Source organism: Virgibacillus profundi, assembly GCF_002287375.1.
In the GTDB taxonomy this organism is placed as follows: domain Bacteria; phylum Bacillota; class Bacilli; order Bacillales; family Amphibacillaceae; genus Virgibacillus_K; species Virgibacillus_K profundi.
The window spans coordinates 140,469-163,390 of sequence record NZ_NPOA01000006.1; the positions used below are offsets into that span (position 1 = coordinate 140,469).

Below are 22,922 nucleotides of genomic sequence, written 5' to 3' on the forward strand. Positions count from 1 at the left end.
AGAAGGAGTGGCTAAAATGGCAGAATTAAAATATGACATTATAAAAACAATTGGTGTAGTTTCTGAATCGCCAAAGGGCTGGACAAAAGAGTTGAACTTGATCAGCTGGAATGGCCGTGAACCGAAGTATGATTTGCGGGACTGGGCGCCTGATAAAGAAAAAATGGGAAAAGGAGTAACATTGACGGAAGAAGAGTTAAAGCAGTTGAAAGAAGTATTGGAGAATATGGAGTAGGTATTATTTTTGGGTCGCCTGTAGTGGTGACCTATTTTGATTGAAAGGATGAATAAAACTAAAAGAAAACCTTCAATATACATATTATACAATCCACAAAATAGAGAACACTAATTAAATGGTGTATTATTTTAACTAACGAAAAGTAGGGAGGATATACATATGAACAGTAAACGGTGGATAGCTCTTATTATTGCAGTTGCTTTATTTGTAGTCTCAATTGGATTCCAAACGGTAACAAGTGTAGCAACTGCTGATTTCGATAAGCTGTTTAATTTTGATAATAAGAAGTTCGATGAAAAAGTAATTGAGGATGGGAGAGGCAATGATAAGATTGCTGTCATTCATCTGAACGGCATTATCCAGGATGCGTCTGCAAATTCTATTATAAACGCAAATGCATATAATCATAAGCGATTTTTGGAAATGCTTGATGAAGCTGGAGAAGATCGCACTATTGAAGGAATTATAATACGTGTGAATACACCTGGTGGAGGTGTTGTCGAAAGTGCAGAGATCCACGATAAAATTGTCGGGATACAGGAAGAATATGAGAAACCTGTCTATGTTTCCATGGGAAATACGGCAGCATCCGGTGGTTATTACATAGCTGCACCTGCAGATAAAATTGTTGCACACCCGGCAACACTGACTGGCTCAATCGGTGTAATCATGGAAAGCTTTAATTTTGCAGAATTTGCTGATGAGCATGGAATTGATTTTAACACAATTAAAAGTGGCGAATTTAAGGATATTATGTCATCCTCACGTCCAATGACAGATGAAGAACGTGAAATTTTGCAGACAATGATCGATGATTTATATGCTGATTTCGTCCAGGTAATTGTTGATGGCCGCGAGATGTCAGAAGAGCGAGTGAGAGAGATTGGGGATGGCCGGGTTTATACCGGATCACAGGCACAGGAATTGGAACTGGTTGATGAATTGGGATCCATGGACGATACCATCGCTATGATGAAGGAAGATTATGATCTCAAGAATGCAACTGTAATTGAATATGAAAATAACTTTGGCATCAATCAATTTTTAGGTGGAACTGTTCAAAGCCTGCTGCGGACAGAGTCTGATTTAATTGGAATAAAGGATTTGTTAAGGGAATCCAATGCACCGCGTGCGATGTACTTATACTCGGAATAAGGAGGGGACGTTATGAGTGAGGAACAGGTTCTATATAATACAGCCAATGTGACAACTGACGACAAAAGATATGCCGGCTTTTGGATGCGTTTTTGGGCTTACTTGGCTGATTTAATTATTATTTTCAGCATTAACGGCCTCCTGCTTAGTCCATTAAAGTTTCTTAATGATGGAGCGGGAATTGAAATTGGATTCTGGACATTAACCGGTGTCATAGGAGCTATCGTATTCTATGTTTACTTTTTACTGATGACAAAGTACTTTGGCCAGACATTAGGAAAAATGATTTTTGGGTTGCGTGTAATACGTGAAGATGATGGCCCCCTAAAATGGAGTGATCTTCTGTTTAGAGAAGTTGTTGGAAGGTTTCTCCATCGTGTGTTTTTCTTCGCAGTATTACTTTATGCTGTTGTGGCTTTCAGCAGGGAAAAACAGGGGGTACATGACATGATTGGCAATACCAGGGTTGTACTGGAAAGGTAAGGCTTAACAAAAAATGCTCTTATAAGGCATTTTTTGACATTTATGTGAAGATACTATAAGTAAATCTATTTACGATGCAAGTGGAAATAGTGAACTGCGAAAAAAGTAATTGATGTTATACCAAAGTTAAAGATAACTGAACAAGTGAGTTTACTACAAGGGGAAATTATGGGTTAACAACTAATTAATAGGATGAAAACCAGCTCAGGTTGCTGGTTTTTTTCATGACTATAATGAATTATAATATGCTATTCATCACCTTCATAAGGTCTTTTTTCCACAAATAATAAAATAATAGTTGCGATAGGTCCAATGAATAATGACAGAAAAAACCAGTTAAGTCCGGTTCTGTTTTTTCCTTGTGCTAAGCCTGCATTAATTAAAGCAAGCGTTCCCCACCCAACGAAATATTCATTATTCATAAAATATCCCCCCCTGTTTATTTTTGTTACTAAATCATAACATATTATTGCTTTAATTTTTTATCTGAATTAAAATAAAACAAAGAATATTCAACATGGCGGTCAACATAAATTTCATTTGAGGAGTGGGATCATATGAACACCGAAACAAATGTACATGACGGACTTGAAAGAATATTGGAACGTGCGAGACGGAATACACTTGGAGATCTATTGGCGAGAACTAGAGATCGTATGCCGGAAAAGTTTGCGTTTGCATATCAGGAACAGCGTTTAAATTATGCTGAACTTGATGACATGGTTAACCAAACTGCACATTTATTTTTAGCGGATGGGATGAAAAAAGGTGACATGATTACGGTGATGTCAAAGAACAGTCTGGATTTTGTTATTGCTAATTTTGCTTTGGCTCGGATCGGGGCAGTGATGATACCGATTAACTATATGCTGTCAATTGAGGATGTTCAATATATTTTGGAACATGCTGAGGTCAGTGGATTTATTGCTTCTGAGGAATACGCGCCAGTGCTCGATCAATCTGCTGGAAGGTTGGAAATTAAGTATCGTTATTTGATGGATGTTCCCACCACGTATGACGGGGAACTTACCTCATGGACAGCATTGTCGAAAGCGAGGGTTGCGCAACCAACAGACTTTGTTGATGCAGAGATTGCTGATGATGATCTTGCACATGTTCTGTATACGAGTGGAACAGAGTCTCGGCCAAAAGGGGTTATGCTATCACATAAAAGTATTATAAGTGAATATGTAAGCAGTATTGTAGATGGAAAAATGGCTGCAGAAGATGTAGCAATTCACGCATTGCCACTTTATCATAGTGCACAGTTGCATGTATTTTTAGGACCTAGTGTTTATGTGGGATCAAGTGGGATTATCTTAGGGGCAGCAAGTCCTGAGGTGATTTTGAAAACAATCGAGGAAGAGGGTGCAACACAGTTGTTTTGTCCACCAACTGTTTGGATTGCTTTGCTTCGCCATCCTGACTTTGATAAACGTGATTTATCTACACTGGAAAAATGCTACTATGGAGCAGCAATTATGCCACGGGAAATTTTAAAAGAACTAGCTAAGCGTTTGCCTAATGCGAAGTTCTGGAATTTCTATGGACAAACAGAGGTGGCTCCACTTGCAACAGCACTTCAACCTGAGGATCAATTACGTAAACTTGGATCGGCAGGGGTGGCAACATTGAATGTGCAAACAAAAATTTTCGACGATAACGATAATGAGGTTAACCGGGGAGAAATTGGTGAGATTGTCCATCGCACACCACATGCGATGAAGGGATATTTACATGATCCGGAAAAAACTGCCGAAGCTTTTCGAGGTGGCTGGTTCCATAGTGGTGATCTTGGAGTGATGGATAAGGAAGGCTATGTCACTATTATTGATCGTAAAAAAGATATGATTAACACTGGTGGTGTGAATGTTTCGAGCAGGGAAGTTGAGGAGATGATTTATCAATTGGACGGTGTATCTGAGGTGGCAGTAATTAGTATTCCCGATGCATACTGGATCGAAGCTATTACGGCAATTGTTGTTCCGAAAGAAGGCATGACTTTAACTGAAGAGAAGGTTATCGAATTTTGTAAAGAAAAGCTGTCGAAATTTAAGGTTCCCAAATATGTAGAAATTACTGATGAGCTTCCAAAGAACCCAAGTGGGAAAGTGCTGAAGCGGTCATTACGGGTTCGTTATGAAGAACTTAGTGAGAAATAGATGGAGAGAACGCTGCTTTCGACTTTCGGGGCAGCGTTCCTAATTTTCTGTTTTAACTTAACGTCTTTTTACAATAAATAACCCAATACCTGAGATAAAGAAATAAAGTAAAGCAAATATCCATAGATGTAGGAGGGAGACAGTATGATATCCGAGTAATGTTACTCCACCTAAAAAAATGAAAAAGAGAAAAATAAATACAAATGATACACCAGCAAAAAACTTAAATACATTTTTCATTGTTCGTTCATCAAATTCGGGTGTGTAGTCTTTCTTTCGTTTAAGTTTTAATAGATAGTATGTGGTATAGGCAACTATTACAATAGCTGCAGCAATAATGAAATCCCAAATAAATTCATCCTGGAAAATATAAATCGCATATGTTGCAACTACTGCAGCACCCGCAGTTACAAATAATCCCATACAAAGTGGCACCCACCTCTCAATAAATGGCATCCACTTTTCAAACTTTTCCTCTTTCATCGCTTTACCTCCTCTAAAATAAAAACTTCATCTATTGGCACATTAAAATAATTTACAATTTTCAATGCAAGCTCAAGACTTGGGTTATATTTATTATTTTCAATAGCGGTAAACGTTTGCCGTGTTACCTGTAAGTCTTCAGCCATCTTTAATTGTTTAATTCCACGTTCTTTTCTTATTTTTTTTATATTATTTTTTACCGGCATTTATTTTGCCACCTCAAATGTAAATATATCTTTACATATTTTATAGCATATTTAAATTTAAATGTAAAGAACTATTTACATTTTTGTTTTGTTTGTACAAAAAACAAATAGCATAGAATAAAAAAATATTGAAACACTATCTACTGGAGGTGTTTCCAGTGGCGAAAAAGAATGATAATTGGAGTAAACGAAAAGTGAATTCAAGTACAAATCCCCAGGGGCTGTCTGAAGATGTGGCAGATCAGCAACCAAAGTCACAGCTTGAGCAGCGATCCAAAAAGAAAAATACAAAGATTTAGTAGGTGAATGAGATCGATCATACATTAGATTATTTGCGTGAGCCACTATCAAATTATATGGAAAATGAAATGTGTGAGCAAATTGTTAAAAAGATTGAAATAAACAGCTATACAGGTGAAGGTGAGTTTGTAAAAGATTTGGATGAAGAAGAGATGGCGTATTTGAATGGTGTGTTGGAGCAGGAGCTCAATTATGCTAAAAGTGTTCAGCATGATAACAGGGTAAAAGAACTAACTGAAGTGTACGAGCTCTTATTGTGAGGCCAAATTAAAAGTTAGGATAAAATTCCCATTGAAATTTTGTCGTAAAAGGTATACTATATAAATACAAGCTACGATGTACGTATTCAATTAAGTTTTAACCTCTAACAGATGAATAGGGAGTTTTACATCGGAACTAAAATGTCGAGCCGTCGTAGAGTAACGGAAGGCAGGAGGGTTTCTGCAAACACCCACTTGGAGAAGTGGTGGTTTAAAACTTTTTATTATATAATACGGCAATTGTGGCCTGTAACTTATACAAATAATCGGGACCAGTTTCTTAATTGAAGCTGGTCTTTTTCGTTTTTTATAAGTGGTTTTTATCGTAAGTCTTGCTACTTTTAATCTTCACAATAGATAGAAACTGCGACGTAGTGAAAATTATCTAACATGACGATTTCTTTTATTCTAATGATGATTGAGAGCTAAAACTCGCTTCGGCAGAATACTTCGCTTTCCACGGGCACGGCCTCAGCCTCCTCGAGAAAACCACTCTGCGGGGTCTTCGGACACGTGCTGTTCCCGTAGGAGTCTTCGTATTCTGCCTACGCTAGTAAGGATTATCTTAATAGTTTGATGTAATCTAATGTTAAATCATCTTTTGAAGGTGAAAGCACCATCCCAGCGGAGGAAACACATTGAAGACTCCTGCGGGAGGAAAGGCATAGGTGAGACCCCGCAGTGCGTAGCACGAGGAGGCTCACCAGCCGCCCGCGGAAAGCGAAATGTGTTTCCGTAGCGGTAGATTTAGCACATATTATCATTAAAAGTTACTTCGCAGTCTATAGATTTTGTGAAACAACAAATCCTTATGAAAAACAGCCTTATCATATAACTAAATGTTTTGGTTGTTGATTTGAATTGGATATTATATTTATTCCTCTGCAAAGGTTAGAATAAGTATAAGAGGTGATTGGATGAGTTTTCATTATGAATTAATTGATCATGTTCAATTAGCAGCTCCAAAGAACGGGGAAGATCAGGCAAGAAAGTTTTACGATGCTTTATTAGGTTTTAAGGAAATCGAAAAGCCAGATTCATTACGTAAAAATGGTGGTGTTTGGTTTCAAGCAGGATCTGTCCATATACATATTGGCATAGAGGATCCATTTTGTCCGGCAAAAAAAGCACATCCTGCAATTCGGGTGAAAAATATTGAAGCTATGAAAAAGTATTTGAAGGAAAAGAATGTGGACTTTTCGATAGATGAACTTCTGCCTTGTGCAAATCGTTTTTACGTTTCAGACCCATTTGGCAATCGGATTGAATTTTTGGAATGGATGTAAACAATTATTATTTGCTCGAAATTACTTTAATGTCTTTTTATTTGTAGAACAAGAAATAAAAAGCTACCTAGCCATACAATATGAAAGGAAATGCGTTGCGTTATAATGGCATTTCCTATTTCGTGTGCTCACCTTGGCTTTTAGAAATTAGTCGAAATTTATAATTAAATGTAGATTATTATAAATTTTCTAAAAACGTCTTGACTTATATAAGCCTGTTCACTATTATAATTAATAATAGGATGGAGGGTGGAACTGTGAATGTAGCTTTTTCCTCAACTGATACTCGTGTACTAAAGAAGACGATTGCTCAGGTTTATAATAGGATCAATCAGGAATTCTATGCAACTGGAGTAGTAAGTCAACGAATTAATGTTTTTAGTGACAGGATCATTATCTTCGCACAACACAAAAGGATACCTGCTTTTACTGCATTGAGTAAAAACTTTAAGGAACTGACAACTTATGCTGATGCTGCGCTTATTTCTGAATTTAAATCAAAATTAAAACAGGAAATTGAAGAAGTGACGGGACACCGGGCAATATCTGTTTTAAAAGATTATGATACGGTGACAGAGCATGCCTGCTGTGTAGTTATTTTTGATAAAGAAAACTCGCCGATTGATGTACCTGTAAGGGAATGACAATACCCTGTCTGCACAAAAATTGCGTTTAAGATCTGCTGTATATCATCGAACGTCTTCCAATCGACAGCTTGTACTTTCCTAACGGTGTGAAGAAACTTAGTTTTCTTTAATGATCTGGAATGTTAGCGCAGGTTCGCTTTATTCCAGGCTGTTTCTAGAAACGGTTACATAAAATCTCTGTTATACGGAGATTATTTGAACCGCAGACTTAAAATATTTCCATTAATGGAGAAATATTTTAAGATTGCGGTTTTTTTATATTCTGTAGAGGAATTAATTCATATAAAAACATAGAAATCAACAATGAAAGAAAAATAGCAACTTGTAAATCAATGCAGATAGGAGGGATTAGCAGCTACTTCATTAAGACAATAATTAGCTGAAGGAGGGTTTAATTAGGTATTCTTCTTGTAGGTAGAAGTAGGTCTATTGAAAAAATGAGTTTATAGTACACCCCATAAATTGGTTTATGTTGAACTTAAACAATTAATAGGGAGTGAAAGAAATTGGATAAAACTGCTGTTCATTATCCTTGGTTTAAGAAAGAAGATACAGATGCTTTTTTTGCATTGTTTCAGAACAACCTGGCAAACTTTGTAATTATATCTGTTTCAATGTTAGGTATGGGGTTTCCGGCAGAGATTGTGTTTGGACGTGTAGTTCCCGGTGCAGCAGTAGCTGTATTGGCTGGTAATCTGTACTATGCCCATATGGCGAAAAAATTAGCTATTAAAGAACAGCGTACAGATGTAACTGCATTAGCCTATGGTATTAGCACCCCGCCAATGTTTGTCTTTTTATTTGGAGTGATGGCACCGGCATTGGCACTAACAGAAAGTCATGAAATGGCCTGGAAGATTGCTGTAGCTGCCTGTTTTATAAGTGGGATTGTTGAAGCGTTAATGGGGTTTATTGGTAAATGGATACACAGAAATATTCCAAGGGCTGCGATGCTTGGTGCATTAGCAGGTTTGGCACTCACCTTCATTGCTGGAGAAATGATGTTTAATACACTACAAATACCTGTGGTTGGACTTGTTGTACTTGCAATTATCATCGTCGGGATCATTGGTAAAATTGCGATGCCATTCAAAATTCCTGCTACATTATTTGCAATAGTCATTGGAACTTTATTAGCATATATGTTGGGATATGCAAAATTGGATGGAATTACCGAAGGACTTTCCCAATTCGGTTTTTATCCATTCCTTCCGACATTAGCTTCTATTGAAGGGTTGGGACTTCTTTTTGGTACTGCAGCAACTATTTTTGCTGTTGTGGTTCCGATCACGATTTATAATGCAATTGAAACGATGAACAATGTAGAAGCGGTTGGCGCACTTGGAGATAAATACGATATAAAGGAGAGCATGATTACTGATGGGATTGGTACAATGGTTGGACCTATTTTTGGTGGAGCATTCCCAACTACAGTATACATGGCATCTACCGGATCTAAATGGATGGGTGCTGGAAGAGGCTATAGCATTTTAAATGGGATCGTTTATATTTTTGCTGCCATGTTCGGTCTTGTTGCCGTTATCTCTTCTATTATTCCTATTTCTGCCATTGCACCAATTATGGTGTTTATAGGAATTACCATGATTGCAACTGCTTATCAGACGTCACACAGTAAATACTTTCCGGCAATTGCGATTGCTATGATTCCATATTTCTCAAATTACATCATGACAAGGTTTAACAGCGGTGCAGAGGAAATCGTCGCTGATATTTCAGGAGCTATTGTTCCATTGGGGCAGGGTGCACTTATTTCAGCGATCATTTTAGGTGCGATAGTGGTATGTATTATTGATATTGACTTCAAGCGGGCAACAATGTTCTCCCTTGCTGGTACACTTCTATCGTTTTTTGGTATCATTCATGCACCAGCAATAGCTTTTAATGCATCTCCTGAATATGCAATCGGTTATTTGGTAATTGGATTATACTTCCTGATCATGTCAAGAACAGCGAGTGTGATGCAGAAAAAGCAACTTAATACACAAGAAGAATTAACTGATAGAAAAGCCAATTAAATTTTCTAAATGAAGTAGGCAGTCTATCTGATGGTCTCCTTTATTTTTACAGGGAACCTAATCTACCCGAATATATTTAATAAAAACAATTTTCGGAATATATGTTGACATTTGTAAGCAGATTCATTAAAATATAATTAATAACAATGAAACGTAAATAAAAATTATATCTTCTTTAACGCTCAGGTGCATTAACGCAGGATCGTTTTTGTTCCGGGCTGTTCTTGAAGCGGTTACATTAAGTCTCTGTTATACGGAGGTTATTTGAACCGCAGATTTAGAATATTTCCTGTATGGAAATTATTTTAAGTCTGCGGTTTTTTTTATATAGAAAAACTTTATTTGTAGAAGAGGGGGCTAATGAATAAATGGCAAATAAAGTGCGTGAATAGGGGTAGCTATAGAATATAAAGCTATTAAAATTATACATTTATAAAGGAGAGAATTTAATGGATTTAATTTTAAAAAATGCACTAATACCTCAAGGTGATAGAAAAGTGGAAACAAATATATTGGTAGATAATGGGGAGATAGTAGGATTCACAAATGCTATCAACGGCATGGCTGCCAAGGAAATAATTGATATCAAAGGAAATCTTGTTGTACCAGGGTGTATCGATCCCCATACACATTTTATGGATCCGGGTTTTACACATCGTGAAACATTTGCGACAGGAACCAGGTCTGCTGCTGCAGGAGGAATTACGACACATATTGACATGCCATGCTGCAGTAAACCATCCGTAAGGGACAGAGAAAGTTTTTATAAAAAGATTGAACCACTAAAGAGTCAGGCTTATATTGACTATTGCTTCTGGGGTGGCATGACTGGTGAGGATGTTAGAGAAGAATTGCTTGATAACATTTACCCGCAAATAGAAGAAGGGGTAGTTGCATTTAAAGTGTATATGACACCATCTGTTCCGACATTTCCAAAGGTAACAGATGCAGAAATGCTCGAGATATTCAGTAAAATTGCACCAACAGGAATGCCAATTGGTGTTCATGCTGAAAACTATGAAATTTGTACTTTCTATTCGGAAAAAATGAAAAAAGAGGGACGTATGGATGGTCCAGCATGGGCTGAAGCAAGAATGGCACTTGCTGAAAAAGCAGCAATCCAGCTGGTAATTAGTTTTGCGGAAGCTACAGGCGCTCGAGTTCACATTGTTCACATGACAACGAAAGAGGGTGTTGAACTCGTTAGGGAAGCAAAGAAACGCGGGGTTAAAGTGACAGCAGAAACATGTCCACATTATCTTGTGCTAAATGCGCAGGATTCGATGACAGAGCGGGGAACGTTTGCAAAAATTGCTCCACCACTCAGGGAAAAAGAAGATAACATTGTTCACTGGCAGGGATTGGCAGATGGGTCGATTGATTTTGTTGGTACAGACCATGCTCCTTATGAAATTGCAACAGAAAAAGATGCACCGGATTCTGATATTTGGAATAGTTTCCCGGGAATTCCTGGAGTCGAAACGATGGTTCCAATCCTTGTTAGTGAAGGTTTAAATAAAGGTCGTCTGTCCCTGTCCAGATTTGTTGAAGTGACAAGCAGGAATGCCGCGATTCATTATGGCATTTATCCGAAAAAAGGTTCAATGGAGCTTGGAAGTGATGCGGATTTCACTGTGATTGATCTGGAACGTGAATATACCATTGATGAACAGAAAACTGAATCCATGGCAAAGTATAATCCCTTGCATGGTATGCAATTAAAAGGAATGCCAATCCAGACAATTGTCCGGGGGAAAGTGGTTTATGACGAAGATAATGGCGGGATTCTAGGTGAGTCAGGCTATGGGGAATTTGTTAAGCGACAAAGTATTCAGAAGCTGGATCGCTCCATTAAATATGAAGTTTATGAAGAGACTGCAAAAGAACTGGCATCACAGCAGAGACAAGAAAAGGCGTTAATTAATAACTAAGAAAGGGCGATGTGAAATGACAGTGTTAAAAGGAAAAAAACATGCACTGGTTGTTATCGATATGCTAAATGACTTTATTGGGGAAAAGGCTGCTCTCAGATGTGCCAATGGGGAGAAAATTGTCCCGAAAATCAGGGAAGCAATTGACTTTTGCCATGAAAATGACATACAGGTTATAAATGTTCAGGAAGCACATCGGAAAAATGATGCAGACTTTAGGGTGAGACCAGTTCATGCAATTAAAGGTACATGGGGTTCACAGTTTATTCCAGAGCTTGAGCCCCAAGAGGATAAAGGTGATTATGTCGTGCAAAAACGCCGTCATAGTGCTTTCAGCTTTACCGATTTTGATCTGTTCCTAAGAGAAGAACAGATTGATACGGTTGTTCTCACAGGAGTCTGGACAAATGTGTGTGTTAGAAGTACAGCCTCAGATGCACTGTACCAAGGCTATAATGTCATTGCATTGTCGGATGGAACGGCTTCCAAAGATGATGATATGCATCGATCTGGCCTTCGAGACATGGATTTGTTCGGAGAGATTATGACGACAGATGACTATAAAGAAGGCGCAAAGAAAAAATTCTCCCAAAACCGGCAAACGGTTTAAGGCATATGTGAATGGGCCGTAATATGAGGATCATTGTCGGCATCACTGGAGCAAGCGGATCAATCTATGGATATACACTGATCCGTGCACTCCATGAAATGGGAATTGAGATCCATTTAATTGCTACCGAAATGGGAGTAAAGGTTATGCAATTTGAATGTGGTGTGGATATCAAGGATTTGAAGCAGTATGCGATTGTTCATCATAATCAAAATCTGTTTGCATCTGTTGCAAGTGGCTCTTTTAAAACGGATGGGATGGTAATTGTTCCATGCTCCATGAATTCACTTGGCGCCATTGCAAATGGGGTAGGAGATGCACTATTAAGTCGTGCAGCCAGTGTTGTGATGAAGGAAAGAAGGAATTTAGTTATTGTACCAAGGGAAGCCCCTTTTCATTTAATTCATTTGAAAAACATGACGACATTAGCTGAAACAGGTGTATCCATTTTACCTGCAAGCCCCGGTTTCTATCATCGGCCAACAGAAATATGGGAGCTGGTTAACTTTATGGTTGGACGTATTATGGATGAACTAGGCCTGGAACATGAATTAATGGAGAGATGGGGTGAGAAAAAATGAACCCCCTCAATATGAGAGACTTACTTGATGATTGGGAAAACCGCGAACTGCTTTACCGTATAAAAAAAGAGGTAAGTGCTGAGTATGAACTTGGTGCAGTTGTAAAGTCAATGAAAGGGGAACAGCCATTTCTGTTTGACAATGTAAAAGGTTATACGGTTCCTATGGCTGCAGGACTTGGTGGTAGCCGCAAATTGATGGCAGATAGCATCGGGTTGGATGAATCGGAATTAATCCCGAAAATGATTGATTCGATTATCAATCCAATCCCGACAAATTCAGTGCCAACAGCACCTGTACATGAAAATGTTGTCATGGGACCATTTGATCTTGATGACTTCTTCCCTATACCAACATTTCATACAGAAGATTGCGCTCCTTATTATGTTTCCGGTGTTTTAGTTGTTAAGGATCCAGAAGGAAAAAAGCGGTATACCTCTATCCGAAGAATGAAGTTTATTGGGGGTAACAGAACAAATATCGTGATTACTTCACCCGAGCTTGCAAGGCAGTATGCAGACATGGAAAAAAAGGGGGAGGCAATGGAAATTGCTGTTATGTTCGGTGTTGTTCCGGCTATTGTGCTCGCTTCACAATATAGCACACATCTATATCATACGGATAAATTTAATGTTGCAGGTGCACTTCTTGGACAAGCCCTGGATGTCGTTCAATGCAAGACAGTTGATCTTGAGGTATTGGCAGAAGCTGAAATTGTATTGGAAGGAAAGATTCTTCCAAATGAAAGAGACGAGGAAGGGCTTTTTGGAGAACTTGGGGGCTATTACGGGGGAAATATGCCACAGCCAATTGTCGAAATGTCAGCAATTACGTACAGGGACGATCCGATTTCGCAAACGATTTTTCCGTCAAGTTCTGAAGAAAAATTGCCAATGTCGCTTGTTCGTGAAATGACTTTATTCAGTACGATACGTCAAGTTGTTGAGAATGTGAAAGCCGTTCATATAACAATGGCCGCAGCAGCGCGCTTACATGCAGTAATTCAGATTGAAAAAAAATCAGAGGGTGATGCAAAACAAGCAGCAATGGCTGCCTTTGCCAGTGATAAAGATTTGAAGCATGTTGTTGTAGTTGATGACGACGTTGACATTTTTGATTCGGAAGATGTTGAGTGGGCAATTGCTACAAGATGTCAGGCTGATCAGGATATCTTTATCATAGCTGGAGCAAAGGGTTCTCCATTGGAATCATCTCATAATTTAAGAGGTGTCTCGGCCAAGATGGGGATAGACGCCACATATCCATTGTCCGAAAAGGAATTATTTACAAGAACATCTGTCCCGATTCAGAAGATTAATTTAAAGGATTACCTGTAGATAACTAGAACAAGATGGGAGAGAAACTCAGATGAGTGCAATAGGATTAATTGAAACAAGGGGGCTCACAGCAGCTGTAGAAGCATTGGATTCCATGGCAAAGGCAGCAAACATCCGCTTAGTTGATTTGAAAAAGGTGGGTTCGGGGTTAATAACGGTAATTATTGAGGGAGATGTTGCTGATGTGAGTGCGGCAATAGAGGTTGGCAGGCTGGCGCCCGAACGAACCGGTGGAGAACTTATTTCATATAACGTCATACCAAGACCTCATTCAGAGTTGAAAAAAATTCTATAAAAGAAGGAAGATAAAATTCCTTCAAATTTTTAAGCCTAAGATAGGAAAAGCGAGGTGAAACGATTGTCGGATGTCATGAAACAAGTGGTTCAGGAAATTTTGCAGGGAAATAAAAAAATAGCATCAAATAAGGCTGTCAATAACAGCGAAAAATCAGAGTCGGTACCGTCTGTTAAGAACATTAAACGACCAAATTATCAACGCTTAAAGAAAGAAGAGAGACTCTCTTATACTAAAAGGAATTCACGAGCTCCCTTAAAAGAACCGAAAACGATTGGTAATAAACGAAGTGGATCTACATCGCCTGAACAGTTTAATGAGAAATCGATTTCTGCACTTCATTCTATGTCACTCGTACAGGGCAATGTTCCGAAAAAACATCATACGTTTACACATGGAAATAATCCAAAGATAAATAAGGCGAGGATCATTGGAAAGACGAAAAACGGTGGTTGTGTTTGGTTTTTTCCAAAACTGCCTAAGAAGCTTATGGGAAGCTTTCAACGGCCACTCAACAGTGCAGCTGTTGGTGTGGTAAAAATGCCAGACTGTCTGCCAAGTTATCTGCTGGTAATCAATGAAGTAATCCAAAATAATCAGGAAATAAAATTCCATTTATCCTGGAATAAAGACGCTGGAACACCTTTTACGGCAGAATTATATGATGATAATGTCGACAGATTAGGAAAATTAATGAATGACCTGTATCAAAAATTAAATCGTCGTTCGTTCAAACAGTATGAGACGTACACAGCGGTATCCCCCAGTTCATGGCTATCAAGTCAACTTAATATCAGCAAAACTGTTGAAGGTATAGCAATTCTTGAAGGGATATCTTATTACACAAGTATTGTTTTAATGGATTCACTGCTGAAAAATTTTGAAACAAGTGATTTTAATTATGAAATAAATAGCAATTATTTACTATTAAGTGGAAATTACCATGTCATCTCCAAACTTATTGCAGAACTGAAAACGGAAGCAGCAAGGTTAATCAGTTCAGACACAGACTTTTAGTTGAAAGAGGAGGTTGGATTGATTGATAGCACTTGGACTTATAGAGACTGTAGGTTATACGACTGCGGTATCAGCGGCTGATGCAGCAGTTAAAGCTGCTAATGTGGAGATTATCGGTTTGGAAAAAGTGATTGGTGTAAATGGTTATGTCGGTGTAACCATACAGCTAACTGGTGATGTTGCAGCAGTTACTTCAGCAGTCGAAGCAGGAAAAGAACAGGCAGAAAAGATAGGTGAAATAATTTCAACGGAAGTAATCGCACGAGCACATTCAGATGTTAATGAAAAGCTTTTAAGTAAGTTTACGTTAAAAAATGATTCTGAACCAGAGAAAACAAAACCAAAAAAGCGGGGAAAGAAAGCGGAAAATGAAAATCAGGAAGAATCCGGCGAAACTGTAAATGCAGCCAAAACAACTTCATCTCCCAAAAAACAAAATAAAAAAAATAATGATGAGAAAAAAGCTTAAAGTGCATGTTCAAAAAGGAGGATAAAAAGGACCGAGAAGTTCGAGGCAGCGTAGCTTTGAGCAACGGAACGTATGCAATTAATACGTGAGTAGCGGAAAAGCAAGCTAACGAAGAAATTCGAAGTGTCATTTTTACCGGACTTTTTGAACAACCTTTTAAAGGGATTTAAAAAGAGGAGGGTTTTAAATGGGTGAGGCATTAGGATTAATAGAAACAAAAGGACTGGTTGGTGCAATTGAAGCAGCAGATGCGATGGTTAAGGCCGCAAATGTTGAGATATGTGGCTATGAAAAAGTAGGATTTGGGCTTGTAACTGTTATGGTGAGAGGTGACGTCGGTGCAGTAAAAGCAGCTACCGATGCAGGAGCAGATGCTGCGGCTCGTGTTGGGGAGCTTATAAGTGTCCATGTCATTCCTAGACCACATAGTGAAATTGAGCGTGCATTATTGTCTAAAGGTGAATAAACATGCTTACTAACCGGCAAAGTACGGTAGTGGATTCTACTTTGCGGGAACTTTTTTTCAGAAATAAGAAACCGGCGGTAAACGCTCATAGTAAAACAGTGCTTGTTTTACTTTTTTATCATATGAATGGTCTGGAAAGAGATTTGAAAGAGTTAAATGATTTGCATGAAAATAATATAAGGGTTCGAATCTGTCCAGATGAACAAATCCTTGATCATTATGATGTAAATGATTTGGCTAAACTCACTGGAATTGATGATTGGATTTCCATGAAAGATGTCGAAACTCAAAAGGAACAATTCGATCATTTTTACATTCCAATTTTGCCTTTTTCTACAGTATCAGATCTGCTTAATTTTAACGACGTACGTCCATCTATTCGAATAGTCCTGTGGGCATTGATGAGGGGAAGGCAAGTCAGTACTTTCTCAGCGGGTGCAGATCCATATCATACAATCTGGCAGGAACTTGGATTAAATCATGGAACAGCAAATTTGAAAGTTGAAATGAAAAAGCAGTTACAGCAAATAAGAGGATTTGGTATTCAATTAGTAGAAAACGAGAATAACTTGATAGACCATTTCCTGACATCCTTTCAAAAAAATAAGAATCAGGTTATAACAGCAAATATGATTATAAAACTGGCCAAAGCAGGAAGAAGCTATATGGAGATAGATCAACAAACAATTATTACACCACTTGCACGTGATACTGCCCGAAAATATCAAGTAGAGATTGGTAGGGAAAAAGGGAGATGAGCGTATGGAAATGGGAATTGTGGTCGGAAGAGTTACTGCAACCAGAAAAGATGAAAATTTAGTTGGTACAAAACTATTAATCACTCAATCTATCGGTTTAGATGGAACTCCTCTCGATTCTCAACCAATTATAACTGTTGATACTGTCGGAGCAGGTATTGGTGAAAGAGTGATCTTTGTGAAGGGAAGTATGGCTTCTCGTGCTGTTATAAATAAAGATTCCCCGGTAGATGCAGCTATTGTAGGAATTATTGATAATTTAGAATGCGAGAAATTTAAGGGGTGACAATGGAGTTATGCAGGCTGAAAACATTAAAAAAGCGATCCAGTGGAGACAGCTGATTGACGTGTTGCTTGATTCCAATCAATTTGCCGACCTTGTACTAAAGGGGGGCTATATAATCAACACGGTAACAAGGGAAATCTATGAAGCTGACGTTGCAATTAAAGGAGAACATATATTAATGGTGGGTGACACCAGTGAATTAGTAGGTAGCAAGACAAAGATTGTTGATGTACGGGGGAAGTTTATATCCCCTGGATTTATTGATTCACATATGCATTTCGAGAGCGCCATGTTAACATGTACGGAATTTTCTAGGCTTTCCATTCCAACAGGGACTACCACGTTAATTGGTGACCCGCATGAAATCGGCAACGTTCTTGGAGTTCATGGTATGCAGGAAATGATTAAAGAGGCAAAAACATTACCAAACCAGATTTATTTTACGGTTCCTTGTGCTGTACCTGATGTACCAGGGCTAGAAACAGCAGGTTTTGAAGTCAATTCAAAGCATATGGAAGAACTGCTGGATGATCCATATGTTCAGGGGATCGGTGAAATTCAAAGCTTTAGTAATATTCAACCTGTCTATGAAAATGCCCCTGAGTTGATTGATGATCTTGTTGCAGCAGTATCTTATGCAAACTGCATTGGCAAAACCGTTGAAGGAAATGCACCAGGGCTATTTGGAAAAGAACTGGCTGCACATATTATCAGTGGTGGTACACATGTCTCCTGCCATGAAACGACGTCTAAAGAAGAAATGGTCGAGAAACTCCGGTATGGCATAAGTGTGTTTATGCGTGAAGGTTCCTCCCAAAGGAATATGGCTGAGTGTATTCGTGCAGTAACGGAAGAGGGAATGGATTCAAGGCGGGCAATCCTCGTGTCTGATGATATGGTACCAGAGGATCTGCTGAATGATGGTCATATGAATGATATTGTCAGACGAACAATTGCGCAAGGGATAGATCCGGTAGAAGCAATCCAGATGGCAACCATTAATCCTGCAACACATTTTGGATTCAAGGATGTCGGCATACTGGCACCAGGGAAAAGAGCTAATATTGCCGTGATTGATGATCTGAACAATATGAGAATTGATCAAGTATACCTCAATGGAAAATTAGCTGCTGAAAACGGTGAGCTGACAATTAACCTTGGTTCCTATACGTATCCGGATAGTGTGAAGAATTCGGTCAAAAAAGCACCTGTGAAAGCTGAGGATCTTCATATTAATGCAAGTGGCAGTCGTGCCCGTGTGCGCTCCATTGTTGCCATTCCGGATCAAAACCTGACAGGTGCGAAGGAATTCAATTTGAATTTAGAAGGCAGTGTTGTTCAGCCATGCCTGAAGCAGGATGTACTTCCACTCATTGTTGTAGAAAGACATGGAAGAACAGGGAATATTGGAAAGGCCTTCCTGAACGGATTTAAGCTGCAAAGTGGAGCAATCGCCGAAAGTGTTGCACATGATACACATAATATTATTGTTACAGGAACCAATTATGAAGATATGGTTACTGCTGTTAATCGGGTTATTTCCATGGACGGCGGTATTGCAATGATCAAGGATGGGAAAGTTGTTGGTGACCTGCCGCTTAGGGTAGGTGGCTTAATCACAGATGAGCTTAGTGGCAGGGAAGTGAGTGAAAAGATAGCTGAATTGACAAGATTGGCCAAGGATGAACTGGGTTGTGGTATTCATGTACCATTTATGCATCTATCTTTCTGGTCACTTGTTACAAGTCCGGAATGGAAAATTACAGATATGGGGTTAATCGATGTAAATAAGTTCGAAATACTTTCCCCTGTTGTAGAATAAGGAGGTTTATCATGGCTGTTAGATTAGTCGATCTCACACAGGAAATTTATCAGGGTATGCCGGTTTTCCCACTGCATCAGCCAACATTGATTTTCCCAAATCTTACCCATGAAGAAAGCAGGGAAAAGGTTGGATTTGAATTTGCAACAAACAATCTATTAATTAATGAGCATGGGCCAACACATACGGATGCAACCTACGAATTTGATCCAAATGGAAAATATATCAATGAAATGCCACTGGAATACTTTTATGGTCCGGCTGTATGTCTTGATCTTTCACATGTATCCCCCGATGAGTACATAACACCAGGAGAATTAGAGGGAGCATTAAAGCGCTCACAGCAGGTGCTGGAAAAGGGCGATATTGTCCTGCTTTATACCGGACATTACAATCGTAAATATGGAACTGATGAATGGCTGACACGCTACACAGGACTTGATTATGATGGGGCACGGTGGCTGGCTGAGAAAGGTGTTGTCAATATCGGCATTGATGCACCTGCGATTGATAATCCAAAAGATACTAAATTCTCCGGACATCTTGTCTGCAGAGAATACGGTATGTCAAATACTGAAAATCTGGCTAATTTGAATGAAATTGCTGACAAAAGGTTTCTTTATTTCGGATTGCCTTTAAAAATTAGAAAAGGTACGGGCTCACCGATAAGGGCTGTCGCTGTATTTATTGATTAAGTAATGGAGAGGAGTGTGTGTGAAATTTGGTTTCTTCACAGCAAAAAGTTAGAGAAGAAATACTAATTCCGCCATATGAAGGCAGAAGCGCTTTATTAAAACCAGGGGAAGAATTGATTATTATTGATTTGGATGGTAAGCAGGTCGGGGATTTTGTATGTTTCAACAGGCATGATGCAAAAGAGTTCGTATCACCAGTCCATATGAGAGCATCGCTCAGCAGTATCCGGCTAAAAATTGGTGATGGGCTGTACAGTAATAAACGTCGTCCATTGATGACTTTTACCGGAGATACTGTTGGAAAACACGATTTCTTTTTTCCTGCATGTGACTACTATCGATACAAAGTAGATTATGGATCTGAAGATCATCCAAACTGTCATGATAATCTAAAAAATGCTTTGAAGGATTATGGTCTTGAAAATGAGCCGGTACCTGATCCGATCAATCTGTTTATGAACAATGTACTGAACGAAGCGGGAGATTACGAGATTAATGAACCATTATCCAAGCCAGGTGATTATGTTCGTCTGAAAGCTTTGGAAGAAGTGGTGATAGCATGCTCAACCTGTTCCCAGGATATGGCCCCTGTCAATGGATGGAAAGTAACCTCTTTGAAAATGCAGATATTGGAGGCGGACTAAATGGATGCTGTCCACTTTCTACAGGAAATGATTAGGATTGATAGTTCCAATCCTCCTGGAAATGAACATGAAGTTGCTAAACTATTAGCTGAAAGATGTGAGAAAACAGGTATCCCTTATACTATATCCCGAGTTGAATCGAACCGAAGCAATTTCAGAATCAAATTAAACGGAGAAGGGAAAGGAAAACTTCTTTTTTGTGGCCATATGGATACAGTTCAGCCTGGTGAGCAGCCTTGGAAGCATTCTCCATTTTCAGGAGAACTGGAAGGTGACAGGCTTTACGGTCGCGGGGCATCAGATATGAAAAGCGGTCTCTGTGCCATGTTTCTTGCCATTGAATCCTTGTATAAAGAACAGAAACAGCTACCCAAAGATATCATTTTTCTCGCAACAGCAGGGGAAGAAGTGGATAGCTGTGGTGCCCGTCAGTATTTGAAGGAAGACAGTTTAGATGATGTAGAGGCAATAGTAATTGGGGAGCCAACAAATGAAAAAATAGTCGTTGGTCATAAAGGTGCCCTGTGGCTTGAAATCATTTTAAGTGGAAAGACGGCACATGGGGCTATGCCGGAAAGTGGAATTAATGCAGTGGAATGGATGCGGCCTGTTATGGAAATGGTGGAATCTTTAAAGTCAAAATGGAAAATTTCCAGTGTACCCCTTGGCGAAAGCAGTCTGGCTATAACAAAATTAAATGGAGGAGTGCAAACAAACGTTATTCCCGATCGCTCCAGTATGCATGTTGACATTAGGTCAATTCCTCCACAATCACACGATGAACTACTCACTGAAATAAACCAAAATCTCCATGAAATATTTTCAGCCATAGATGCTCCTGATTTTCACATAAATAAGTTATTGGATCGGCCATCAATTTTAACTGAAAAAGCGAGTACGATCATAACTACAGCCTCAAGGTTAAAAGGTCAGGATTCAGTTTATGGTGTTTCCTATTATACAGATGGCGCTGTTCTGAATCCGGATAGTAAAATTCCAACGCTGATATACGGACCTGGAGATGAAAGATTTGCACATCAACCTAATGAATATGTAGATGTACATGCATATTTGCGATCCATCGACTTTTACAAGGAATTAGCAATCAGATTCAGCTCAGTATCCACTAATATGATAGAAAAATAAAGGGTTTTCCGTAAATAGAACGAATTAAGGAATAAAGTTAGATAATCGTTTAATGAGTGGGGGAATGACATGTCAAGTGTGTTAATTAAAAATGCGCAGATCATTACGATGAATTCACGAGAAGAGATTATTCATGGTGACTTGTATATTGAAGATGACATCATTAAACAGGTTGGTGGAGATTTAGGTTCTGAGACGGATCAGGTTATTGATGCAAAAAATAAAACGGTTATTCCGGGTTTTATCCAGACACACATACATCTTTGTCAGACATTATTTCGGGGCCAGGCTGATGATCTGGAATTAATGGACTGGCTGCAGAAAAAAATATGGCCACTTGAAGCTTCCCATGATGAGGAATCAAGCTATTATTCAGCAATGCTCGGCCTGGGTGAATTAATTCAGAGTGGGACAACAACTATTGTTGATATGGAAACAGTTAATCATGCTGACGCTGCATTTCAGGCAATGGCTGAGAGTGGCATACGCTGTCTCTCCGGAAAAGTGATGATGGATATGGGTGATGATATTCCTGAATTGCTTAAAGAAGATACAGCAAAATCAATTCAGCAAAGTGTCGACCTGCTGGAAAAATGGCATCAGTATGACAATGGCCGAATACAATATGCTTTTTGCCCGCGCTTTGTCGTTTCATGTACTGAAGAACTGCTGACTGCAGTACGTGATTTATCCAAATATTACAATGTAAAGGTACACACACATGCTTCTGAAAATAGAGGGGAAATAAAAATTGTAGAGATGCAAAGAGGGATGAGAAATGTTGTTTATCTCGATAAACTGGGATTGGCTAACGAAAATCTTATCCTGGCACATTGTGTATGGCTTGATGATGAAGAAAAAAGGATCATTAAAGAGCGTGGAATAAAGATGAGTCATTGTCCAGGCTCCAATTTGAAATTGGCCTCTGGTATTGCGGATATACCCGATATGCTTGATATGGACGCAAATATTAGTTTGGGAGCGGACGGGGCACCTTGTAACAATAATCTTGATATGTTTAATGAGATGCGGTTAGCTTCTTTAATTCAAAAGCCGAAGCATGGCCCAACGGCAATGGATGCAAGATCTGTATTTCGCATGGCGACAATTGGAGGCGCGAAGGCTGTTGGTATGGCTGATCAAATCGGAAGTATTGAAGTAGGAAAAAAAGCAGACATAGCCATTTTGGATTTGTTCAAATTTCATACGTATCCATCATATGACGTTGATCCTATTTCGAGAATTGTCTATTCCGCTACAAGGGCAGATGTTGACACAACGATAATTAATGGCAAGATTGTCATGGAAAAAAGCAATGTAAAAACAATCAACAAAGAGCTTGTCCTGCATGAAGCAAATAAATCGATTAAAAGACTATTAAAACGCATTCCTTCGATTGCAAAAGTTTAAAAAGCAAATCCTTCATTATATATATAAATCCATTTTCGTATAACTCCACTATTCGGTGTGGGGGTCTCTACAGGGAACCGTAAACCTTGGCTACGAAAAAGGCGCTTCCATATGGGAAGAATCTTTTTTTGCAGCTTCTGAGACCTACCTGCATTATATTTCATGTCTATGATTCTTTCCTGAATTTCTAAAATATTTT

The 22,922-nt window shown here is 38.8% G+C and carries 27 protein-coding genes, 1 other RNA gene and 1 riboswitch; of the genes, 25 read left to right on the forward strand and 3 right to left on the reverse strand.

The genetic code is table 11. From position 1 onward, the window contains the following. The first annotated feature begins 16 nt into the window (after positions 1-16). From CIL05_RS10215 to CIL05_RS10225, 3 genes are all read left to right on the forward strand, one after another. Entirely contained in the window at positions 17-235 is a 219-nt protein-coding gene (locus CIL05_RS10215; protein WP_095655432.1) for a YdbC family protein, read from the forward strand. 162 nt (positions 236-397) lie between these two features. Next, a complete protein-coding gene (gene sppA, locus CIL05_RS10220; protein WP_095655433.1) occupies positions 398-1,393 on the forward strand; it encodes a signal peptide peptidase SppA in 996 nt (331 codons plus the stop codon). A gap of 12 nt (positions 1,394-1,405) precedes the next feature. Beyond that, positions 1,406-1,876 carry an RDD family protein gene (locus CIL05_RS10225; protein WP_095655434.1) on the forward strand — a complete coding sequence of 157 codons (471 nt, stop codon included), beginning with the start codon at positions 1,406-1,408 and terminating at the stop codon, positions 1,874-1,876. 248 nt (positions 1,877-2,124) lie between these two features. Here the strand turns inward: CIL05_RS10225 and CIL05_RS22210 are convergent, their stop codons facing one another. Further along, complete coding sequence (locus tag CIL05_RS22210) at positions 2,125-2,298, reverse strand: hypothetical protein (RefSeq protein ID WP_165769098.1); 174 nt, start codon at positions 2,296-2,298, stop codon at positions 2,125-2,127. Between the two features lie 135 nt (positions 2,299-2,433). On the opposite strand from CIL05_RS22210, the gene CIL05_RS10230 reads away from it, so the two are divergent. Next, positions 2,434-4,038 (forward strand): fatty acyl-CoA synthetase, encoded by a 1,605-nt coding sequence (locus CIL05_RS10230; protein WP_206207770.1) that lies wholly within the window; start codon positions 2,434-2,436, stop codon positions 4,036-4,038. Between the two features lie 57 nt (positions 4,039-4,095). Here the strand turns inward: CIL05_RS10230 and CIL05_RS10235 are convergent, their stop codons facing one another. After that, positions 4,096-4,521 carry a hypothetical protein gene (locus tag CIL05_RS10235; protein ID WP_095655435.1) on the reverse strand — a complete coding sequence of 142 codons (426 nt, stop codon included), beginning with the start codon at positions 4,519-4,521 and terminating at the stop codon, positions 4,096-4,098. Then, a complete protein-coding gene (locus CIL05_RS10240) occupies positions 4,518-4,727 on the reverse strand; it encodes a helix-turn-helix transcriptional regulator (protein ID WP_095655436.1) in 210 nt (69 codons plus the stop codon). The genes CIL05_RS10235 and CIL05_RS10240 overlap by 4 nt, the downstream gene beginning before the upstream one ends. Positions 4,728-4,885: 158 nt before the next feature. Here CIL05_RS10240 and CIL05_RS21840 point away from each other — a divergent pair, with 158 nt between their 5' ends. From CIL05_RS21840 to CIL05_RS10340, 21 genes are all read left to right on the forward strand, one after another. Continuing rightward, the gene (locus CIL05_RS21840; protein ID WP_100662729.1) at positions 4,886-5,026 is read left to right on the forward strand and encodes a small, acid-soluble spore protein L; all 141 of its coding nucleotides are present in this window, start codon (positions 4,886-4,888) and stop codon (positions 5,024-5,026) included. Positions 5,027-5,029: 3 nt separating this feature from the next. Beyond that, positions 5,030-5,287, forward strand: a complete 258-nt coding sequence (locus CIL05_RS10245; protein ID WP_439144833.1) for a sporulation protein — start codon at positions 5,030-5,032, stop codon at positions 5,285-5,287. Positions 5,288-5,352: 65 nt separating this feature from the next. Then, positions 5,353-5,540: non-coding RNA, 6S RNA (gene ssrS, locus CIL05_RS10250), on the forward strand. Between the two features lie 664 nt (positions 5,541-6,204). After that, positions 6,205-6,573 carry a VOC family protein gene (locus CIL05_RS10255; RefSeq protein ID WP_095655437.1) on the forward strand — a complete coding sequence of 123 codons (369 nt, stop codon included), beginning with the start codon at positions 6,205-6,207 and terminating at the stop codon, positions 6,571-6,573. Between the two features lie 257 nt (positions 6,574-6,830). Further along, positions 6,831-7,217: a Na-translocating system protein MpsC family protein gene (locus CIL05_RS10260; RefSeq protein WP_240510162.1), complete on the forward strand. Its 387-nt coding sequence runs from the start codon at positions 6,831-6,833 to the stop codon at positions 7,215-7,217. A 509-nt stretch (positions 7,218-7,726) separates the two neighbouring features. Continuing rightward, a complete protein-coding gene (locus CIL05_RS10265) occupies positions 7,727-9,256 on the forward strand; it encodes an NCS2 family permease (protein ID WP_206207771.1) in 1,530 nt (509 codons plus the stop codon). 449 nt (positions 9,257-9,705) lie between these two features. Continuing rightward, a complete protein-coding gene (gene allB, locus CIL05_RS10270) occupies positions 9,706-11,187 on the forward strand; it encodes an allantoinase AllB (protein ID WP_095655439.1) in 1,482 nt (493 codons plus the stop codon). 16 nt (positions 11,188-11,203) lie between these two features. Beyond that, complete coding sequence (locus CIL05_RS10275) at positions 11,204-11,797, forward strand: cysteine hydrolase family protein (protein ID WP_095655440.1); 594 nt, start codon at positions 11,204-11,206, stop codon at positions 11,795-11,797. Positions 11,798-11,820: 23 nt separating this feature from the next. After that, positions 11,821-12,378, forward strand: a complete 558-nt coding sequence (locus CIL05_RS10280; RefSeq protein WP_095655441.1) for a UbiX family flavin prenyltransferase — start codon at positions 11,821-11,823, stop codon at positions 12,376-12,378. Continuing rightward, positions 12,375-13,715: a UbiD family decarboxylase gene (locus tag CIL05_RS10285; RefSeq protein WP_095655442.1), complete on the forward strand. Its 1,341-nt coding sequence runs from the start codon at positions 12,375-12,377 to the stop codon at positions 13,713-13,715. The genes CIL05_RS10280 and CIL05_RS10285 overlap by 4 nt, the downstream gene beginning before the upstream one ends. Positions 13,716-13,746: 31 nt before the next feature. Further along, entirely contained in the window at positions 13,747-14,010 is a 264-nt protein-coding gene (locus CIL05_RS10290) for a BMC domain-containing protein (protein WP_095655443.1), read from the forward strand. Between the two features lie 54 nt (positions 14,011-14,064). Then, positions 14,065-15,027, forward strand: coding sequence for a hypothetical protein (locus CIL05_RS10295; RefSeq protein WP_133065300.1), 963 nt, complete (start codon positions 14,065-14,067; stop codon positions 15,025-15,027). 22 nt (positions 15,028-15,049) lie between these two features. After that, positions 15,050-15,496 carry a BMC domain-containing protein gene (locus CIL05_RS22805; RefSeq protein ID WP_095655445.1) on the forward strand — a complete coding sequence of 149 codons (447 nt, stop codon included), beginning with the start codon at positions 15,050-15,052 and terminating at the stop codon, positions 15,494-15,496. A gap of 187 nt (positions 15,497-15,683) precedes the next feature. Further along, positions 15,684-15,962 carry a BMC domain-containing protein gene (locus tag CIL05_RS10305; RefSeq protein WP_095655446.1) on the forward strand — a complete coding sequence of 93 codons (279 nt, stop codon included), beginning with the start codon at positions 15,684-15,686 and terminating at the stop codon, positions 15,960-15,962. A gap of 2 nt (positions 15,963-15,964) precedes the next feature. Then, on the forward strand, positions 15,965-16,720 hold the full coding sequence (locus CIL05_RS10310) for a hypothetical protein (protein WP_095655447.1): 756 nt from the start codon (positions 15,965-15,967) through the stop codon (positions 16,718-16,720). Between the two features lie 4 nt (positions 16,721-16,724). Further along, positions 16,725-17,006 (forward strand): EutN/CcmL family microcompartment protein, encoded by a 282-nt coding sequence (locus CIL05_RS10315; protein WP_095655448.1) that lies wholly within the window; start codon positions 16,725-16,727, stop codon positions 17,004-17,006. Positions 17,007-17,016: 10 nt separating this feature from the next. Further along, positions 17,017-18,828: an adenine deaminase gene (gene ade, locus CIL05_RS10320; protein WP_095655449.1), complete on the forward strand. Its 1,812-nt coding sequence runs from the start codon at positions 17,017-17,019 to the stop codon at positions 18,826-18,828. Between the two features lie 11 nt (positions 18,829-18,839). Next, positions 18,840-19,523 carry a cyclase family protein gene (locus CIL05_RS10325; protein WP_095655450.1) on the forward strand — a complete coding sequence of 228 codons (684 nt, stop codon included), beginning with the start codon at positions 18,840-18,842 and terminating at the stop codon, positions 19,521-19,523. Positions 19,524-19,549: 26 nt separating this feature from the next. Further along, positions 19,550-20,167 carry a DUF1989 domain-containing protein gene (locus CIL05_RS10330; RefSeq protein WP_095655451.1) on the forward strand — a complete coding sequence of 206 codons (618 nt, stop codon included), beginning with the start codon at positions 19,550-19,552 and terminating at the stop codon, positions 20,165-20,167. Then, on the forward strand, positions 20,168-21,313 hold the full coding sequence (locus tag CIL05_RS10335) for a M20 family metallopeptidase (RefSeq protein ID WP_095655452.1): 1,146 nt from the start codon (positions 20,168-20,170) through the stop codon (positions 21,311-21,313). Positions 21,314-21,382: 69 nt separating this feature from the next. Then, the gene (locus CIL05_RS10340; protein WP_095655453.1) at positions 21,383-22,723 is read left to right on the forward strand and encodes a 5'-deoxyadenosine deaminase; all 1,341 of its coding nucleotides are present in this window, start codon (positions 21,383-21,385) and stop codon (positions 22,721-22,723) included. 15 nt (positions 22,724-22,738) lie between these two features. Then, positions 22,739-22,836: riboswitch (purine riboswitch) on the forward strand. Positions 22,837-22,922 lie beyond the last annotated feature (86 nt).

Bases quoted from the DNA above. Each gene is read 5' to 3' on its own strand.
- CIL05_RS10215 (WP_095655432.1), top strand. From the start codon at position 17: ATGGCAGAATTAAAATATGACATTATAAAAACAATTGGTGTAGTTTCT.
- CIL05_RS10235 (WP_095655435.1), bottom strand. From the start codon at position 4,521: ATGAAAGAGGAAAAGTTTGAAAAGTGGATGCCATTTATTGAGAGGTGG.
- CIL05_RS10315 (WP_095655448.1), top strand. From the start codon at position 16,725: ATGGAAATGGGAATTGTGGTCGGAAGAGTTACTGCAACCAGAAAAGAT.
- CIL05_RS10280 (WP_095655441.1), top strand. From the start codon at position 11,821: ATGAGGATCATTGTCGGCATCACTGGAGCAAGCGGATCAATCTATGGA.
- CIL05_RS10305 (WP_095655446.1), top strand. From the start codon at position 15,684: ATGGGTGAGGCATTAGGATTAATAGAAACAAAAGGACTGGTTGGTGCA.
- CIL05_RS10290 (WP_095655443.1), top strand. From the start codon at position 13,747: ATGAGTGCAATAGGATTAATTGAAACAAGGGGGCTCACAGCAGCTGTA.
- CIL05_RS10335 (WP_095655452.1), top strand. From the start codon at position 20,168: ATGGATGCTGTCCACTTTCTACAGGAAATGATTAGGATTGATAGTTCC.
- CIL05_RS10310 (WP_095655447.1), top strand. From the start codon at position 15,965: ATGCTTACTAACCGGCAAAGTACGGTAGTGGATTCTACTTTGCGGGAA.
- CIL05_RS10255 (WP_095655437.1), top strand. From the start codon at position 6,205: ATGAGTTTTCATTATGAATTAATTGATCATGTTCAATTAGCAGCTCCA.
- CIL05_RS10325 (WP_095655450.1), top strand. From the start codon at position 18,840: ATGGCTGTTAGATTAGTCGATCTCACACAGGAAATTTATCAGGGTATG.
- CIL05_RS10230 (WP_206207770.1), top strand. From the start codon at position 2,434: ATGAACACCGAAACAAATGTACATGACGGACTTGAAAGAATATTGGAA.
- CIL05_RS10225 (WP_095655434.1), top strand. From the start codon at position 1,406: ATGAGTGAGGAACAGGTTCTATATAATACAGCCAATGTGACAACTGAC.
- CIL05_RS10275 (WP_095655440.1), top strand. From the start codon at position 11,204: ATGACAGTGTTAAAAGGAAAAAAACATGCACTGGTTGTTATCGATATG.
- ade (WP_095655449.1), top strand. From the start codon at position 17,017: ATGCAGGCTGAAAACATTAAAAAAGCGATCCAGTGGAGACAGCTGATT.
- allB (WP_095655439.1), top strand. From the start codon at position 9,706: ATGGATTTAATTTTAAAAAATGCACTAATACCTCAAGGTGATAGAAAA.
- CIL05_RS10340 (WP_095655453.1), top strand. From the start codon at position 21,383: ATGTCAAGTGTGTTAATTAAAAATGCGCAGATCATTACGATGAATTCA.
- sppA (WP_095655433.1), top strand. From the start codon at position 398: ATGAACAGTAAACGGTGGATAGCTCTTATTATTGCAGTTGCTTTATTT.
- CIL05_RS22210 (WP_165769098.1), bottom strand. From the start codon at position 2,298: ATGAATAATGAATATTTCGTTGGGTGGGGAACGCTTGCTTTAATTAAT.
- CIL05_RS10285 (WP_095655442.1), top strand. From the start codon at position 12,375: ATGAACCCCCTCAATATGAGAGACTTACTTGATGATTGGGAAAACCGC.
- CIL05_RS10240 (WP_095655436.1), bottom strand. From the start codon at position 4,727: ATGCCGGTAAAAAATAATATAAAAAAAATAAGAAAAGAACGTGGAATT.